Raw genomic sequence first — 15,888 nt, 5'->3', positions numbered from 1 at the left:
CTGAAACCCCTGAGAAACTCTTTCAGAAACTTCTCTTTTTTTCTCAAAACACCAACAGGTTCCATCTTTCTCTTCTCAAAATCCGTTCCTGGTTTTGGAATGAGGGGGTTGAAACTCATGTGGATCTCCCTGTATCCCATCTGAAGAGCAAGGTCTCCTATCTTTCTGAAAGCCTTGAGGTCCTCCTCTGTTTCTTCCTCCAGACCGTATATGAAGTACATCTTTATTCTATCAAAACCGATATTTCTTGCCATCTTCAGAGCAATCTCGATCTGCTCGTCTGTTATGTCTTTCTTCAATATATCTCTGATTCTCTGAGAGCCGGCCTCCGGGGCTATTGTGAAGGACCTCTGACCCGATTCTTTCAACACTTTCAAGAGTCTATCGGAAAGACGATCGAGTCTCAGGGAGGAAACCGAGATTTTCAAGCGGTACCTTTCAACGACATCGAGAAGTTCGTCGAGCCAGGGATAATCAGTTATGGTGGCACTTATGAGCCCGTACTCTTTCCACGGAATTTTCCTCACCAGGCTTTCAAACCTGTCTGGCCTTACAAATCGGGCGGGTTTCAAGCTTTTTCCAAATATACAGAAGGCGCACCTTCTTATACAACCCCTTCCCAGCTCCACCAGCAGTTTCCCGGGGAAGACACCGGCATTTGGGACAACGGGTGTATGAGGAAGAAACTCGTTTATGTTCACACAGGTTGCTATCTCCGAGTGTTCTTTGCCCAGAGAAGGTACGTTCACCGAAGGTATTTCGACAAGTAGTTTCAGAATATCCTCTTTTCTCTCTCTGGTGAGGGCTTCCACGAACTTCTCCAGGTATTTTTCCAGCTCACCGTAGTAGACGGCATCAGCAACGGGAAGAAGAAACTCAGTGTTCAAATAGGTCACAGCACCGCCCACCACAACGAGTGGATGGTGCTCTTCTCTGTCCTTCCAGAGAAGGGGAATCCCTTTTCTCTTGAGAACATCGAGAAGGTTCAAAAAGTCGTTCTCAAAGCTCACAGAGAAGAGCCAGATAGGAAACTCGTCCAGGGGAGTTTGAGAGTCCAGGGAGTAAAACTTCTCGAACGACTCGTCGTAGAAGAACCTTTCACACCTGATGCGGGGGTGCCGGCTGAGAAGCTTTTGAACGTAATGGAAAGCGAGTCCCGAGACTGCGATTTTATAATCGTTGGGAACAATGAGGGCGACACGAATGTCGCCCTCAAGTTTCAGATTTTCAATTTGTTCTTCCTTCCTTCTGAAACCCAGGACCTTCTCATATTCCAAAAAATCCTGGGGTCTTCTCGGCTTTCTCAAGTGCTACCCTCCGCAAATAATTTCTGGAAACGATCACTCTGATAAACTCTGCCTCCAGAACTTTCTCATCTCCACTCATCACGATTCCCCTGAACTTCACCCGGTTTCCTGTAACCCCGATCACCCTCACTCCGACAGCCACCCTTGTTCCCGTGGGAATAGCTTTTACATGCCTCACACAGCTTTCCACCACAACAGCCGTGTAATCGTCGGGGAGATACCTGCTCAATAGATCGTAGGACACCTTGTGTACTATCCCCATGAGCGCGGAGGTGGAGACAAGGTGAAGATCGAGCATCATTACGTCCTCGTTCCAGGCCATTGTTTCATCGAGGGCCACATCTTCCGTGAGTCTCTTTCCCTCAAGAAAGTCAAATCCCATTATTCCACCACCTTTTCGAACTCCTCGGAAAGGATCTTCCTGAGTTCTTCTCCCTCGATGGTCTCCTTTTCCAGAAGAATTTCTACAATGTTGTCGAGTTGCTTTCTGTATTTTCTTATGATCTCTTTTGCACGCTCATAGCAGTTCGTCACGATCTTTTTCACTTCCTCATCGATTTTGCTTGCTACTTCTTCACTGTAGTTTCTGAGACGTGTGATCTCTTTTCCAAGGAAGACTTCCTGCTCTTCCTTGCCCCACGCGAGGGGGCCGAGCTCTTCGCTCATGCCGAGTTGACATACCATGTTTCTGGCAATTTCGGTTGCCCTCTCTATATCGTTGGCAGCCCCGCTCGTCACATCCCCGAAAACCACTTCTTCTGCTGCCCTTCCCCCGAGCAGAGCGGTGAGTTTGTCCAGAAGTTCGTTCCTCGTGACAAGGTACTTGTCTTCTTCTGGAAGGTGAAGAGTGTATCCGAGAGCCTTGTATCCTCTTGGGATTATCGAGATCCTGTGAACAAGCTCTCCGTTGGGCACGACAGTCGACACCACAGCGTGTCCCGCTTCATGATAAGCAATGATACGCTTTTCTTTGGGGCTGATGAGTCGCGATTTTCTGGCAGGGCCTGCTATCACCCTGTCTATCGCCTCTTCGAAATCCTTCATCGTGATCCTGTCTCTTCCTTCCCTCGCTGCAAGGAGCGCTGCTTCGTTGACGAGATTTTCCAGATCAGCACCCACAAAACCGGGGGTTCTCTTTGCAAGGATCTCCAGGTCGACATCTTCGGAAAGGGGCTTGTTCCTCGTGTGGATCTCCAGGATTTTCTTTCTCCCGAGCATGTCTGGTGGATCCACTACCACTTTCTTGTCGAACCTTCCAGGCCTCAGAAGGGCCGGGTCCAGTATATCCGGTCTGTTCGTTGCCGCCATAACTATTATGCCTTCTTTGGAATCGAAACCATCCATCTCCACAAGTAACTGGTTCAACGTTTGCTCTCTTTCGTCGTGACCTCCTCCAAGACCAGCTCCCCTGTGTCTTCCAACCGCGTCTATTTCGTCGATGAAGACAATACAGGGAGCATGAGCCTTCGCCTGTGCAAAGAGATCCCTTACCCTCGCCGCTCCAACTCCGACAAAGAGCTCCACAAAGTCAGAACCACTGATGTGGAAGAACGGAACGTTCGCCTCACCTGCAACAGCTCTCGCAAGGAGCGTTTTACCAGTACCTGGAGGTCCAACGAGTAGGATTCCCTTGGGCATTCTGGCTCCGATCTTGTTGAACCTCGAGGGGTCCTTCAAGAATTCCACCACTTCTTTCAGCTCTTCTATCGCCTCGTCTGCTCCTCCCACATCCTTGAAAGTAACCCTCTTGCTCCCAGAGGGTTTGTACATCGTTGCCTTGCTCTTTGTGAACGTGAAAGCCTGACTGTTTCTACCGGAAAGACTCCTCATTACGAACAACCAGACGACTATGAAGAGTATCGTTGGTATGAGGGTTCCCAGGACGTTTATCCAGAAAGAGCTGCTGCCGCTTCTTTCACCCGAAACTTTTATTCCTTTTGAGACGAGTTTTTCAATGAACTGAGAATCGTTCACCACCCACGGAGCGTCAACTTCGTATACTCTTCCGTCTTTGGTGTAGACTTTCAACACGCCGTTGTCTCTGATGACCACCTCAGAAACCAAACTTCTGTCATCTTCCACCATTTGTATGAAACTCGTGTAACTCAGCTTGGAAACGGGAGAGCTTTCAATGTAGAAGAACCTCGCAAGCCAGAATAGAGAGACTATTATGAGAATCGTGAACAATAGATTCCAGATACTAGACCTGTTCAAAACTCGTACCTCCTTTCACATAACCGATCGGGAATTCTAAAAGCTCCACACTCACTTCCGGTGGAAATTGGTCTGAAATAGCAATCCCAGGTATCCAGAGAACCCTATCTTTTTCATCAACAAGCAGTGGAACTCTGTCCCTATAAAACGTCGGAATTCTTTTTTCGATGAAAATGTCCTTCAGTTTTTCTTCAGAGCCATTGATTATTATTCTATCACCTCTTCTTCTGTTTCTAAACCAAAGCACACGTTTACTTCTGTGGAGGTCCACCTTTATTTTAAACCCTTCAATGTCGAAAGTGCCATTTCTCACTTCCAGCCTGTATTCCTTTTTGAAGAGAGTATTCCCCACTGCCCCGTATCCGAACGATCTCTCCACGAACACATCCTTCCAAAACTCAACTCTTTTTGATCTCAACGATCCCATCAACTTCTCGTAGTCTGGTGTCCTTCCGTAGAGGGTTTTTAGCACCCACCTTGTGACTTCGAGGAATAAAAACGGGTTCTCCGGTTCTTCGAAGACGGCAAAATCTTTGTAAAAATGGACTTTTTCTTTCACAAAATCCTGGACAGTCTCCTCAACAAAATCTCTCAACATGAAACTGATCGAAACCAATCTGTAGACGGCATCTTCCACATTTGGGTTCAGTTTTTTGAGAAGAGGAACAACTTTGTGCCTTATGAAGTTTCTGGTGTATCTGATGTCGTAGTTCGTTTCATCCACTACGAACGGGATCTTTTGTTTTCGAGCGTACTCTTCTATCTCGATTCTTTTGAACACGAGAAAGGGCCTTATGAATCTTCCTCTCCTTACTGGAATACAAGCGATTCCTAAAGGACCTGTCCCTCTTATTAGCCTGTGGAGCACAGTTTCTAAGAGGTCATTTTTATGGTGTGCAAGAGCGATTTTCGTTGCTCCGACCTTTTCTGCAGCTTTCTCAAGGAAATCGTACCTCACCTCTCTTGCCACTTCTTCCAGGGTTTTTCCAGAGCCTTTCCACAGGGCAGGAACGTCTACGACGGCTGTTTCCACAGAAACGTTCCACCGATGACAGATGTCCTCCACGAATTTTCTGTCCCTTTCCGAACTGTCTCTTATTCTGTGATCCAGGTGGGCGGCTATCGTTTCGATCTTCAGAAGGGGGGAGAGTTTCTTCAGGATGTAAAGGAGGGTCATGGAATCTATTCCACCGGAGACAGCAACAAGAACTCGATCACCCTCTTTGATCAATCGGTTCTCCCTTACGAAATACAAGAACCTTTCCTCGAATTCTTCGGAAATGTTTCACACCCCTTTGACTTCTAACAAAAAACAATGGAGCCAGCGGTGGGACTCGAACCCACAACCTGCGCATTACGAATGCGCCGCTCTGCCGATTGAGCTACGCTGGCCTCCCTCTACGTTCTATTTTACCAGCAGGTGGAAGAATTTCAAGGCCAGGGCAAGTAACAAGAGAACAATTGTATAATATTCACAAATCAGGGCTGGAGGGGAAAATATGAAAATATCCATCATCGGCGTTGGAAACATGGGTTCCATCTTCGCAGAAAAACTGTCTGAGAAGGCGGAAAAAGTACTTCTTGTTGAAAAAGTTCCAGAGAAGCTCGAACGTTTCAAAAGAAAGCCGTTCGAAACGGCTGATGTTGAAGCAGCAAAATTTTCTGATTATATTGTACTTGCTGTAAAGCCACAGGATGCCTCTGATATCTTGGATCACCTGAAAGGATACACCGGTGTTCTGATATCTATAGTTGCAGGGCTGAAGATATCGAAAATCGAAGAGCACGACATTCAAAAGGTTGCTCGCGTTATGCCAAACGTCGGTGTGAGAGTGGAAGAAGGTATTCTTGCTGTGAGCTTCAGCGAAAAAGTTCATTCTGAGGAAAGGGAAAGCGTGAAATCACTCCTTGAAAACCTGGGTCTCGTTGTTGAAATAGAAGAGGAACACTTCCCTGCAATAACCGCTCTCACAGGAAGTGGCCCAGCTTTTGTCTTTATAATGATGGAATCCTTTCTTGATGCAGCTGTAAAGATGGGGCTTTCTTTCGAAGTGGCTAAAAAACTCGTCTGCAAACTCTTTGAGGGCTCTGCAAAGCTTTTGTTTGAAACAGAAGAACATCCGGCTGTGTGGAAGCACAGAGTCTCTTCACCGGCGGGCACAACTATTGAAGGAATCGTCGCGATGGAAAGGTCTGGTGTGAGAGGGGGAATAATCGAATCTCTCCTGATATCGTACAGAAGAGCTCTGGAATTGGAGGGAAGATGAGTGTTTCCCAAAAAAGTCTTGCTCAAAGATGGGTCTGTCCTCACCATACGTGAGGCGAGTGTGTGGGATGCAAGAAAGATCGTTGAATACATGAAAGAGGTCACTTCTGAAACGGACTTTCTCATAACGAGGCCAGATGAAGTGTACGACGTTTCTACTGAAAGGAGCTACATAAAGATGTACAGAGACGATCCAAGAAAACTCATGCTTGTAGGAGTGATCGACAAAGAGATCGTTTCTGTTCTGACCTTCACGGGATTTGGTAGAAAAAGAACAAGGCACGTTGGAGAATTTGGAATAAGTGTTAAAAGAAGGTACTGGGGTCTTGGTATAGGAACAGCGATGATATCGAGTGCGATCGAATGGGCAAAAAGGAATGGTTTCAAAAGGATCCAGCTGGAAGTTTTGAGATCCAACGAAAGGGCGATAAGTTTTTACGAGAAACTTGGGTTCAAGATCGAAGGTGTGAAAAGAAAAGCCGTCCAAAGAGACGACGGCTCTTACGATGACACACTCATCATGGCGCTCTTTTTCGATTAAAAGAGAGTGAATTGTTCAGTTTCTGGAAGGTCTCTTAGAACGCCAAGACTCTTCATCAACTCAACGTGGTTCTTGTTCACTTTCGTTCTACGTACAAGATCTTCTATCGATGTGAACGGCTTTTCCTCACGTGCTCTGACGATTGATTCAGCCACGCTGTTTCCCAATCCAGGGAGTTTGTTGAATGGTATTCTCAACGCACTTCCCTCTATCAGAAACTGCTTCGCATCCGACTTGAATATATCCGGTGGAAGGAACGAAAAGCCCCTCAAAATCATTTCCAGAGCAACTTCAAGCACACTCTCTTCGTTTTTCTTCTGAGCATCCTTTCCGGTCATCATCTTCAGTTCTCTGAGGCGCCTCTTTATGGCCTCTTTCCCTTTCAGTATGAGGGTAGGATCGAACTGGTCACCTTTTATCGTGAAGTACGCCGCGTAGAACTGGAGCGGGTAGTGGACCTTAAAGTAAGCGATCCTGAAGGCCATGCTGACGTAAGCAACCGCATGCGCTTTCGGGAAGAGATACTTTATTTTCTTGCACGACTCTATGAACCATTCCGGTGCCCTCAATTTCCTCATTTCTTTCTCCATCTCCTCCGTGATACCTTTTCCTTTCCTCACGCTCTCCATGATCCTGAAAGCCAGCGATGGTTCCATTCCCCTGTGGATAAGGAAGTTCATAATGTCATCCCTACACGATATGACCTCAGAGAGCCTGGCATAGCCCAGGTTTATCCAGTCTCTTGCATTGTTCAACCACACGTCTGTTCCGTGAGAAAGCCCTGAGATTCTCACGAGTTCTGCAAAGCTTTTTGGTCTTGTTTCAACGAGCATCCCTCTTACGAACTCTGTACCGAACTCGGGGATGCCGTACGTCCCCACATCACTTCCCAGCTCCGTTGGATCCACACCGAGTGGTTTCACCGAACTGAATATGGCGAGTGTATCCGGGTCATCCATAGGAACAGTCATGGGATCAATTCCAGTGAGATCTCGAAGCATCTTGATGAAGGTCGGATCATCGTGACCGAGTGCATCGATCTTCACAAGATCATCGTGAATCGTTTCATAGGCGAAATGTGTGGTGAACACGCCCGCTTCTTTGTCGTTCGCAGGGTACTGTATCGGGGTGAAGTCGTAAACCTCTCTGTCTTTCGGTATGATCATGAGGCCCCCTGGATGTTGCCCGGTTGTCCTTTTCACCCCCGTGATCATGGAAACAAGTCTTTCCATTTCTGCCCTTCTCAGTTTTTTTCCTGTCTTTTCTTCGTAGCTTTTCACATAGCCCACGGCACTTTTTTCTGCTATGGTGTTTATCGTCCCGGCTCTGTACACGTGGTCCTTACCGAAGAGCTCTTCGACGAATTGATGTGCCCGCTCCTGATATTCTCCGGAGAAATTCAGGTCTATGTCGGGCACTTTGTCTCCCTCAAAGCCCATGAACGTCTCGAACGGTATATCGTGTCCGTCTTTCTTCAAAGAGGTTCCACACCTTGGACAGTTCTTGCTTGGAAGGTCATAACCCGCCCCATACCTGTCGTTTTCCACTATCTCAAAGTACTTACACTTGGGGCATCGGTAATGAGGAGGAAGCGGGTTCACCTCGGTGATCCCAAGAAGATGGGCAACCAGCGAAGAACCAACTGAACCTCTCGATCCAACAACGTAACCATCGCTCAAGGATTTCTGAACGAGTTCTTTTGCTATGAGATACAGAACGGCGTAACCATGGTTTATTATCGCGTCGAGCTCCCTCTCTATTCTCTTTTTGACAATGTCAGGAAGCGGGTTCCCATAGAGTTTATGAGCCCTTTCCATGGTGAGATTCCTCACGATCTCGTCGGCATTCTCTATGACGGGTGGATGAAGTTGCTTCTCAAGAGGCTGGATCTCTTCTATCATCTCAGCTATCTTGTTGGGATTTTCTATAACCACTTCTCTTGCTATTTCTTCGTCTTCGAATATTTCCATCGCTTTTTCGAACATCTCGTCTGTTGTTCTGAGATAGAGGGCAGGTTGTTTTCCGAAGTTTCTGTTCTGGGGAGCAAGGAGTGCAGAACGTCCTTTCGCATCCTCGGGATCCAGAAAGTGAACGTCTCCCGTCATAACGACCGGTTTGTTCAGCCTTCTGGCGATTCTATGGAGTTTCCTGTAGACCTCCTTGAGTCTTTCTCTGTCAACATCTTCCTCGTCCTCCTCTATAACGTCCAGAGGCATGATCTCTATGTAATCGTAGAATTTTGCTATTTCTTCGAGCTCGGAATCACTGGCTCCTTCAAGTGCTGCACGCGCGAGTTCTCCAGATACACAGGCACTCCCCACGATCAATCCTTCTCGTTTTTCGATCAACTCGCTCTTCAGAATTCTTGGAACGCTGTGGAAGTACTTCGTGTAGGAATCGGAGACCAGTTTGTAGAGATTTCTCAGCCCTGTTTTGTTCTGAACGAGTATCGTACAGTGATAGGGTTTTTGCGCAGTGAAATCCACAGAACCTTTCAGTTTCTCCATATCAGATAGCTCTGTAATACCGATCTTTTTCATCATCTCCACGAATCTGAGAAACACCTGGGCAGTGACTCTCGCGTCGTCCAGTGCCCTGTGATGGCGAAATGGACCAAGGCCAAGCTTTTTCACAACAGAATCAAGAGAGTAACTCTTCAACCTCAGAAGGGATTTAGCGAGGGCAAGGGTGTCAACGTAAGGTTTTTCCCAATCTTTCTTGAGCACCTTTTTGATCCAGAGCCTCAAAAACCTGTAGTCGAAGTTCGCGTTGTGGGCAACGAGGATGGAATCCTCTAGGAACTCAAGAAACTCTGGTAGGATCTCTTCAATGCTTCTTTCTCCTTCAAGCATCTCCTGAGTGATACCCGTGATCTCAGAACTCTTTCCGGAAAGGGCTTTGGAAGGTTTTATGAGTGTATGGTACTCATCGACGATCCGCCCTTCTTTTATCTTCACCGCTCCTATCTCGACGATCTCGTCCACCTGAAGATCAAGACCGGTTGTCTCGAAGTCGAGAACGACGAAGGTAACATCTTCAAATGTTGCACTACCAGAGAAGTTCCTCAAAATAGGTTCCACATCGCTCACAAGGTAGGCCTCTATTCCAAATATGGGTTTTATCCCGACTTTCTTTGCAGCGTCGTAGAAATAAGGGATCGCCTGAACGTTTCCATGGTCTGTGATTGCTACAGCTGGAAAGCCCCATTCCTTTGCACGATTGATGTACTCTTCAACATCCATTATTGCATCGAGATCACTGAACTTGGTGTGGGCGTGCAGTTCCACCCTCTTCACAGGAGCGTTGTCCATTCTTTTCTCTTCAGGGAGTTTCGTCAACCCCCTCACGTAGAGAACGGGCTCTCCGTTTTCCTGGAACAGATCTCCTGTTGCGACGACGACATCACCTATTGCTACGTTCTTTTCTATCTCTTCAATGCCACTGAAAGCTTTACAGATAAGAGAGTCCTCTCCGTCTGTGAGGTAGAGTAGAAGAACCGTTTTTCTGCCGTCCACCTTCTCCATCTTGAAGACCTTTCCCTTTATAGAGGTCTTTTTGTTGTACTCAAACACTTTCGAAGGAGTGAAGACGATCTTTCTTGGTTTCTGCCCGAACACATGGTTTTTGCTTTCGACCTTCACTTCCTCGCCTTCTGGTTCCTTCTCATTTTTCGCTGACTCTGTCTGTAAGGGATTTTTCTTCAAAAAGTCCTCGGACGGTTCAACGACTTCCAGCATGATCTGTGTGCCAGTGGGGAGAATCTCATCCAAGCCCTTCTTCATGCTTCTGAGTTTTGCAGCAATTCTTTCGCGGGCAAAGTCACCCAGAACTTTCAATATGAGTCTGTTTCCCTCAAAGGCAACATCCTTTATGTAGGGAACATTCCCATTCAGGATGGAAAGGATTTTTTCCTTCAGATCCCAGGTCGTGCCGCGATGGCGTCCGTTCACAACAACTCGAAATTTCGTTTCTCTTTCCAGAGACCGAGCGAGCTCTTCTATTTCGTCGGAGTAGTTTTCAACGGATATGGTCACAACGCCGGAGTCAGGATCAATCTCCAGGCTCTTCAAAGAGATGTTTTTCCATCGCAGGTTTTCAATCTTTCCCATGTGTTACCCTCCTCATTCTGCTCTGAAGGGCGTGACACCATGCAATGGCAAGGGCATCTGCAGCATCATCGGGTTGGGGAAGTTTTGAAAGTCCAAGAAAGCGCTTTACGTTCTCCTGGATCTGCTTTTTGCTCGCTTTTCCATACCCCGTCAGAGAAATTTTCACCTCATTCGGGGCGTACTCGAAGACGGGAACGTTCTTTTCCTCCAGAGCGAGGAAAATCACCCCACGCGCTTCTCCAACACCTATAGCCGTGGTAACGTTTTTGACGAAGAACAGCTTTTCCAAAGCACACTCATCGGGAGAGAACGTGTCCAGGATCCTTACAAACTCTTCGTATATTTGCTTCAATCTCTTCCCACGGGGAAGATCTTTGGAAGTTTCTATCACCCCATGAAAGACATGGGATATTCTGTTTCCAGAGATCTCGATGACACCTATTCCGACTATTCCATATCCGGGATCAACACCGAGGATTCTCAACCGCCTAACCTCCATTATACTGCTCACATATTTTCGGTTTTTATACCTTCCGTTTAAGAGAAAGTCGTGTTTTCCAAATCGCTACAAAATCAGCATCGCATCGCCGAAAGAGAAGAATCTGTATCTCTTTCTCACCGCTTCCCTGTAGGCTTCCATGATGAAGTCTTTTCCAGCGAACGCCGCAACCAGCATGAGAAGGGTTGAGCGAGGAAGATGAAAGTTCGTGATCAGTGCATCGACCATCCTGAATTCGAAAGGTGGGTATATGAAAAGATCCGTCTTTCCTGCGTATTCCTCCTGCTCAGGAAGTCGAGCTATCGTCTCCAGAGTCCTCACGGTCGTGGTTCCAACCGCCACAACTTTTTTCCCTCTTTTCTTCGTTTCCCTAATCTTCTTGACGGTTTCTTTTGGCACCCGGTAGTATTCTTCGTGCATTCTGTGTTTTTCCACTTCTTCTACCTTCACAGGTCTGAAGGTTCCTATTCCAACGTGAAGAACAACCTCTGCAAACTCAACTCCCTTTTCTTTCAGCCTTTCAATCAACTCCTGTGTGAAGTGAAGGCCAGCGGTCGGTGCCGCAACGGATCCATCTTCTCTCGCGTAGACAGTTTGATATCTGTCCAGTGGAACTTCCTTCTTTATGTAGGGGGGAAGCGGGGGTTTTCCTTTTTCGAGAATGAATCTGTCGTTTTTTGGTTGAAACTCCAGGATTCTTGTTCCATCTTCGCCTCTTTCAAGACAGGTTGCTGATAGTTCCTCGTCCACCAGCAATTCGGTTCCTTTTTTCACTTTCTGGCCGGGCTTCACAAGACATCGCCAGACACCTTCTTTCAGTCGATCAAGAAGGAGTATTTCTATGCGCGCACCTGTTTTCTTTCTCGCGTAGAGGCGCGCAGGAATCACCCTTGAAACATTCAGAACAAGAAGGTCACCAGGCTCCAGATATTCCACTATTTCACGGAATATCCGGTGCACTATCCTTTTCGTTTCTCTGTAAAGAACCATGAGGCGTGAGGAGTCACGTGGTTCTGCCGGCTCCTGTGCGATGAGCTCCGATGGAAGTTCGTAGTCGAACTCCGAGACCTTCACAATCATCACCTCACAGCTTTGCCAGTATCCAGGTGAGTCCTCCAAGGAGAATCGAGAGGTAGAAGAACCAATCTCCGAATCTCACGTAGAAAGTCTCTTCTTTCCTCGGCTTTACACGAAAGAGTCCCAGAGACTTTTTTTCCATCGGAAGCACTCTGAGGATTCTACCGTACTCATCTATCAATCCAGTAATGCCCGTGTTTGCAACTTGAAGGAATTGTCTTCTCGTTTCGACAGCCCTGAAGACTCCCTGAACAAAGTGGTTCAACAGTGCCACCCTGTAATGAAACCAGCCGTCGTTCGTTACGGTCACAAGGAACTCGCTGCCGTTCTTTACAAATTTGCGTGACACCTCCGGAAAATAACTCTCAAAACAGATCCCGATGGAAAACGTGGGACTCCCATTTACGCTGAAGACAGAAAATTCTTCACCAGGTTCATAATAGGAAAGTCCTCTCAAAAAGCTGAAAATTCCAAAGACTTTCGGATACGGGAGCGTCTCCACGAACGGAAAGAGTTTCACCTTCGAGTACACTCTTTTGAACGTTCCGTTCTCCAGTAAGAAAACACTGTTTTTTTCACCGGCTGGAAAACCAATGATGATCGTGTTTTTCTTCGAAATCTCTCTCAAGTTGCTCGAAACGGGCGAGTATCTGACGTCTTCCAGGAAGAACGCCTCGGGGGTAATCACAACCTGACCTTCTCTTCCTTTCAACATCTCTTCAAGAAGCTTCAGCATTTCCCTGCTTGATGTGGAGTATTTCAAAGAAGGGGAAATGCTGGGTTGAAGAGCCACTATTTCGAACGTTCCGCTCTCCGGAAGCGGAAGAAGATGCACTATCGTGGCGTTAAAAATGTACAGGAAAGTGATCACCGTGAAAATGACGGATGTTTTTCTTCTCTTTAACAGCTCGTAGAAAAGGGCGTTCAGAAAGACTATCAGAAAAACAAGCCCCAACGTCCCCGTGATGGAGATAACCTGGATAAGACCAAGGTGCCTGAACAGAGCATCGGAGATCCTCCCCCCCGTGAACCCCAGTTCACCGATCCCGCGAATGTATTCAAAGATCGTGTAGATGGATGCAAGATATAGCGGTCTCAAGAAAGTTCCACGTGGTGCAAAGTGAGAAAAGAACCCGAAACCGAAAAACGGAGCAGCTTCTATGACGCCCATCAAGAAAAACACCACAACACCAAGCCACGACGGGTACCTTCCAAAAACAAGGGGAAGATTTTCCGTCAGGGTTGGAAGAACCCAAAAGAAAGTGATCAGAACATGTGTGAAGAAGTAAAAAAAGGAAAGGAACGCTTTTTTCCAGATTCCCCCCCGCTCCATAGCGAAGAAAAGAGGTACCATGGAAAACCAGATCAAAGCTCCGGATAGGAACCCGGGCATCGACAGAGAAGTAAGAATGCCCGACAGAACACTGAGGAGAAAGCTAGCCAACTTTCTCCACCGCCTCCCTGAGGGTTTCCACCACACATTTTTGTTCGTCGGGAGATATCCTCGTGAAGAAAGGAAGAGCGAGTGTCTTTCCAGACTCTTCTTCCGTTACAGGCAAAAGACCTTTCATTTTTCCAAACGTCTTCTCGTAAAAGGGTTGAAGATGAACGGGATGGAAGTAATTTCTCACCTGTACACCCCTCTTTTCCATGTATTTCATGACACGATCTCTGTTGGGACCGTCCAACCTGATCACGTAAACGAACCAGCTCATCCTGGTCACGTAGTCCTCGACAGCTGGAATTTGAACCCATGAGGTGCCTTTCAACATCCTCGAGTATCTGTTCGCCGCCTCTGAACGTTTCTCCAATATCTCGTCGATTCTCTTCATTTGCGAGCAACCCAGCGCTGCGGACATTTCATCGATCCTGTAATTGTAGCCAAATCTCACGTGATGCAGCCATTTTTCATCTTCTCCCCTTCCTTGATTGCTCATGCTCTTTACAAGGGAAAAGATTTGCTCGCTGTCCGTCACAACGACACCGCCTTCACCGGTGGTGATCTGTTTGTTCGGATAGAAAGCGAAAGCCCCTGCCATACCGAAAGTTCCTATCTTTTTTCCTTTGTATTCTGAGCCGAGTGCCTCACATGAGTCTTCCATCACGATGATTCCGTATCTGTGGCAGATTTCCAGCACTCCGTCCCAGTCGAGAGGATGGCCAAACACATCCACTGCCATAAAGAATTGAGGGACACCCTTTATATAAACATCTCCTTGTTTGAATCCTTTCAGACACCTTCCGATGGCGTCTTCAAGTGTCTCGGGAGAGACGTTCAAAGTCTTTCTGTCCACATCCACAAAGACGGGAATTGCCCTTTTCATGAGAATGACGTTCACGGAAGCTATGAAGGTGAAAGAGGGTACAAGAACAAGATCTCCCTCACCAACGTTCAGGCTCTCCAGTATGAGATGGAGGGCAGCGGTTCCACTACTGACGGGCCACCCGTATTTTGCTCCTACATATCGAGCCACGACTTCGCCAAATTGCCTGGTGTAATTTCCCAGACTCAACCTGCCACTTTTCAGGACCTCCACGACTCTTTCTATATCTTCTTCTGTTATATCCGGTCTGGAAAGTGGTATCATCGCTCCCACCTCGCTTCTGTCAGCTACTCTCCCTCTGAAGTAGGAAAGCTTGCTCGACCTCAAAAGAGGGAGCAACAGGCTGGCTGACAAGCAGCTCTCTGAGGTGTTCAGAATGGTCTTTGGCAGATATCCTCAAGGCTATGTTGATTGCTCCAACTATGTCAGCGTGCTCTTCATAACCACAGTTTTGACATACAAACGCTTCACCATGGTTAGGACGATTCTCTTTTGATACATGACCACATACCGGACAGGTTTGAGATGTGTATGCTGGATCGACTTTCTCTGCATCCTCTCCAGAATACAGCATCGATTTGTACTCAATCTTTTGCTGAAGACTGGCAAAAGGCCACGGCTCTGCCTGACGTCTTGCCTCTTTGTCTTTGCCACGATAGGTGATGCGGTTTGACCAAATCTTGGTCAGATCCTCTAAGACGAACCTGGTATGGGGGTGTCTTTCGATAAGCTGTTTTACCACGATGTGCAGGACATTTTCAGTGAACCGTTTCTCTCGTCTGCTAAGCTTAGATAACTTTCGCTTAGCAGAACGAGTGCCTTTTGACATCAGCTCAGAGCGCAGATGCTGATAGTGTTGTTTTCTTCGTTTGAACTCTTCAGAAAGATCGACAAGATACCTGTCGCCCTTTGTGGGCGCAACCGCGACGATGTGCCGCTCTCCGATGTCCACGACGATCTCCTGTGGTTTGTGCTCTTCAACCTCAATGGTCACAGGAACTATTAAAAAGAATGTTTTGGACGATTTGTCGTAGCTCAATATGGGATCTCCGATCTTTCCCTGTTTCAGATGCTCATAGTGTCTGTTCCAGCCGTACATTCGAATCCACTTGATACGTCCTTCTGGTGTGCTGAGAGAAACATACCAGTTGTTATCTATCAGTTTGAATGAGGCGGTGCGGTTTCGTGTGTACCTGACAGTCAGGGCTTTGCGTTGTGGCGGCTTGTTCCAGAATTTCTTCACGGCTTTCGAATCTGGTTTTCTTCGTTTTAGCCCCTTAAGCTGTGTCCAGAGCGTTTGATAAATGGCAATAGCTTCTCGTTCGACGTTAATGGCAAATTGCGAAGGCAAATTGAATTCGCTTTGAGTTGTTTTGTAGTACAGGTTATGCAGTTTTCTGAGATTAGTTGTTTTGTCTTTGAGATTATTTGCTAGCACAAAATTGATGGCTTGAGTGTAAGCCTTTGCTAGATTGAGCAATGATTGTTTTTGCTCCTTCAAGAGTTCCAATTTAAACTTGCAGGAGAGGGTTACTTTCACAGGTTTGTGGC

12 protein-coding genes and 1 tRNA gene are annotated in these 15,888 nt (G+C 47.0%); 2 read left to right on the top strand and 11 right to left on the bottom strand.

The annotated features are described in order from the left end of the window. The 5 genes from J7K79_RS01520 to J7K79_RS01500 all read right to left on the bottom strand — a co-directional run. The coding region (locus J7K79_RS01520; protein ID WP_296904377.1) for a radical SAM protein at positions 1-1,307 on the bottom strand (1,307 nt) is incomplete at its 3' end. Beyond that, positions 1,267-1,689: a thioesterase family protein gene (locus tag J7K79_RS01515; protein ID WP_296904375.1), complete on the bottom strand. Its 423-nt coding sequence runs from the start codon at positions 1,687-1,689 to the stop codon at positions 1,267-1,269. The genes J7K79_RS01520 and J7K79_RS01515, both read right to left, overlap by 41 nt. Beyond that, on the bottom strand, positions 1,689-3,521 hold the full coding sequence (gene ftsH, locus J7K79_RS01510) for an ATP-dependent zinc metalloprotease FtsH (RefSeq protein WP_296904373.1): 1,833 nt from the start codon (positions 3,519-3,521) through the stop codon (positions 1,689-1,691). The genes J7K79_RS01515 and ftsH overlap by 1 nt, the downstream gene beginning before the upstream one ends. Next, on the bottom strand, positions 3,508-4,776 hold the full coding sequence (gene tilS, locus J7K79_RS01505; protein ID WP_296904371.1) for a tRNA lysidine(34) synthetase TilS: 1,269 nt from the start codon (positions 4,774-4,776) through the stop codon (positions 3,508-3,510). The genes ftsH and tilS overlap by 14 nt, the downstream gene beginning before the upstream one ends. 61 nt (positions 4,777-4,837) lie before the next feature. Next, a tRNA-Thr gene (locus tag J7K79_RS01500) sits at positions 4,838-4,913 on the bottom strand. A gap of 107 nt (positions 4,914-5,020) precedes the next feature. Here J7K79_RS01500 and proC point away from each other — a divergent pair. Continuing rightward, positions 5,021-5,788 carry a pyrroline-5-carboxylate reductase gene (proC, locus tag J7K79_RS01495; protein ID WP_296904369.1) on the top strand — a complete coding sequence of 256 codons (768 nt, stop codon included), beginning with the start codon at positions 5,021-5,023 and terminating at the stop codon, positions 5,786-5,788. After that, positions 5,789-6,328 (top strand): GNAT family N-acetyltransferase, encoded by a 540-nt coding sequence (locus J7K79_RS01490; protein ID WP_296904366.1) that lies wholly within the window; start codon positions 5,789-5,791, stop codon positions 6,326-6,328. Here the strand turns inward: J7K79_RS01490 and J7K79_RS01485 are convergent. The 6 genes from J7K79_RS01485 to J7K79_RS01460 all read right to left on the bottom strand — a co-directional run bounded on the left by J7K79_RS01485 (position 6,325) and on the right by J7K79_RS01460 (position 15,877). Further along, complete coding sequence (locus J7K79_RS01485; RefSeq protein WP_296904364.1) at positions 6,325-10,437, bottom strand: PolC-type DNA polymerase III; 4,113 nt, start codon at positions 10,435-10,437, stop codon at positions 6,325-6,327. The two genes, J7K79_RS01490 and J7K79_RS01485, sit on opposite strands and share 4 nt — an antisense overlap. Then, a complete protein-coding gene (ruvC, locus tag J7K79_RS01480) occupies positions 10,424-10,921 on the bottom strand; it encodes a crossover junction endodeoxyribonuclease RuvC (protein WP_296904362.1) in 498 nt (165 codons plus the stop codon). The genes J7K79_RS01485 and ruvC overlap by 14 nt, the downstream gene beginning before the upstream one ends. Before the next feature lie 81 nt (positions 10,922-11,002). After that, positions 11,003-12,010: a tRNA preQ1(34) S-adenosylmethionine ribosyltransferase-isomerase QueA gene (gene queA, locus J7K79_RS01475; RefSeq protein WP_296904391.1), complete on the bottom strand. Its 1,008-nt coding sequence runs from the start codon at positions 12,008-12,010 to the stop codon at positions 11,003-11,005. A 10-nt stretch (positions 12,011-12,020) separates the two neighbouring features. Further along, positions 12,021-13,457, bottom strand: a complete 1,437-nt coding sequence (gene lnt / locus J7K79_RS01470; RefSeq protein ID WP_296904360.1) for an apolipoprotein N-acyltransferase — start codon at positions 13,455-13,457, stop codon at positions 12,021-12,023. Continuing rightward, positions 13,450-14,601, bottom strand: coding sequence for a DegT/DnrJ/EryC1/StrS aminotransferase family protein (locus J7K79_RS01465; protein WP_296904358.1), 1,152 nt, complete (start codon positions 14,599-14,601; stop codon positions 13,450-13,452). The genes lnt and J7K79_RS01465 overlap by 8 nt, the downstream gene beginning before the upstream one ends. Before the next feature lie 19 nt (positions 14,602-14,620). Next, positions 14,621-15,877 carry a transposase gene (locus J7K79_RS01460; RefSeq protein WP_296904356.1) on the bottom strand — a complete coding sequence of 419 codons (1,257 nt, stop codon included), beginning with the start codon at positions 15,875-15,877 and terminating at the stop codon, positions 14,621-14,623. Between the last annotated feature and the right edge of the window lie 11 nt (positions 15,878-15,888).

Origin of the sequence: Thermotoga sp., assembly GCF_021162145.1 — a bacterium.
Lineage (GTDB): Bacteria > Thermotogota > Thermotogae > Thermotogales > Thermotogaceae > Thermotoga.
This window is presented reverse-complemented; position numbering and strand designations above follow the sequence as displayed.

Bases quoted from the DNA above. Each gene is read 5' to 3' on its own strand.
- J7K79_RS01515 (WP_296904375.1), bottom strand. From the start codon at position 1,689: ATGGGATTTGACTTTCTTGAGGGAAAGAGACTCACGGAAGATGTGGCC.
- proC (WP_296904369.1), top strand. From the start codon at position 5,021: ATGAAAATATCCATCATCGGCGTTGGAAACATGGGTTCCATCTTCGCA.
- J7K79_RS01485 (WP_296904364.1), bottom strand. From the start codon at position 10,437: ATGGGAAAGATTGAAAACCTGCGATGGAAAAACATCTCTTTGAAGAGC.
- J7K79_RS01465 (WP_296904358.1), bottom strand. From the start codon at position 14,601: ATGATACCACTTTCCAGACCGGATATAACAGAAGAAGATATAGAAAGA.